Annotated in this window: 2 protein-coding genes; both read left to right on the top strand. The window is 49.0% G+C overall.

The features are described 5' to 3' along the window. Positions 1-713 (top strand): quinol dehydrogenase ferredoxin subunit NapH (napH, locus tag Ga0074115_RS04175; protein ID WP_232432898.1); only part of this gene is annotated, 713 nt, incomplete at its 5' end. 53 nt (positions 714-766) lie between these two features. Continuing rightward, the gene (locus tag Ga0074115_RS04170) at positions 767-1,195 is read left to right on the top strand and encodes a nitrate reductase cytochrome c-type subunit (protein WP_057956984.1); all 429 of its coding nucleotides are present in this window, start codon (positions 767-769) and stop codon (positions 1,193-1,195) included. The last annotated feature ends 270 nt before the right edge of the window (positions 1,196-1,465 follow it).

The following is a 1,465-nucleotide window of genomic DNA, read 5'->3' as shown; positions in this document are numbered from 1 at the left end:
GCCTCCACTACATCTTTCCTTTTCTGATCACGCTGTTCTTTTATCGTAGCCATGGAAAGCAGTATACACTGCCAATACTTTCGGAACGATTAATAGTTGGCGGACGGGTCTACTGTTCCTGGGTTTGCCCGGTGAATATGATCACCGATCTGGCGAGCTGGCTGCGTCGAAAACTGGGTATCAGGACGACCTCTCAGATCTCCCGCAATGCTCGTTACTGGATGCTTGCCTTGACTCTGATTCTGCCGTTGGTGGTGTCCGGGGGCATCGTCTGGGAACTGATCAACCCGGTCTCCATGATGTTTCGAGGTATCGTCTTCGGAATGGGTGCGGCCTGGATGGTGATATTGGGGGTCTTTCTCTTTGATTTGCTGGTGGCCAAGGAAGGGTGGTGTGGGCGTCTCTGTCCGGTCGGTGCTTTCTACAATTTGATTGGAAAGCGGAGCCTGTTGCGGGTCAACGCCAGCAACAGGGCAGAGTGCAATGACTGCATGGAGTGTTTCGTTGTCTGCCCCGAACCGCAGGTGATAAAACCGGCATTGAAAGGGGCAAGCAAGGGTATCAGCCCGGTGATCCTCTTTTCCGATTGCACCAATTGTGGACGTTGTATCGATATTTGCGCGAAAGATGTTTTTAGTTATGGCGGTCGTTCTGTCTCCGAGGTCAAAAGGTTGAATCCCGAGGTGATTGAGAAACAGGGGGCCCGTGCCTGATGGGTCTGCTTATGAATTCGCAACTCACATATAGAGTGATGATGGAGAATGAAATGAAGAAAACTATTCTGGTCATGATGGTGGCACTGCTGACTCTGTTCTTTACAGCATCAGCTATGTCGGAAGTAATGTCTCTGCGTGGCAATGACGATCTTGAGGCAATGGCCGCTACGCCAGCGAAGAAGAAGGTTCAGTCTGTCAAGGGAGGTATTGCCCGCAGCTATAAACAGCAGCCGCCGATGGTCCCGCACAAGATTGATAAATATAAGATCAATCTGAAGAACAATGGCTGCCTGAAGTGCCATAGTGAGAAAACTTATAAGAAAGAGAAGGCGCCAAAAGTGGGTGACAGCCATTACGTGACCCGTGATGGCAAGACCCTGAGTACAATCTCTAGCCGTCGTTACTTCTGCAACCAATGTCATGCCCCACAGATGGGTGCAGAGCCTTTGGTACAGAATATGTTCGAGGGTGCGAAGTAGGGTATATTCCGCAGTTGATGCGTTCCCATCCGACGGATGGGAACGCATTTTTTTCTATCGCTTTTTACAGAAATCCAGGTAATAAAATATGAGTAATGGCAAGAAAATGGGGGGGTTCACCCTGATTCTGATTGGAATCGTAGCGGGTGTTGTTCTCTGGGGTGGTTTTAATATTAATCGTTCCGAAAGTATTGGCAGTGTATACTGCTTTCCATGGCTACGATAAAAGAACAGCGTGATCAGAAAAGGAAAGATGTAGTGGAGGCGATT

The sequence above is a fragment of the endosymbiont of Ridgeia piscesae genome (genome assembly GCF_001443665.1).
Taxonomy (GTDB): Bacteria; Pseudomonadota; Gammaproteobacteria; order Chromatiales; family Chromatiaceae; genus Endoriftia; species Endoriftia persephonae.
Note: the sequence above shows the minus strand (reverse complement) of the source record. Positions and strands in the feature narration are given on the sequence as shown.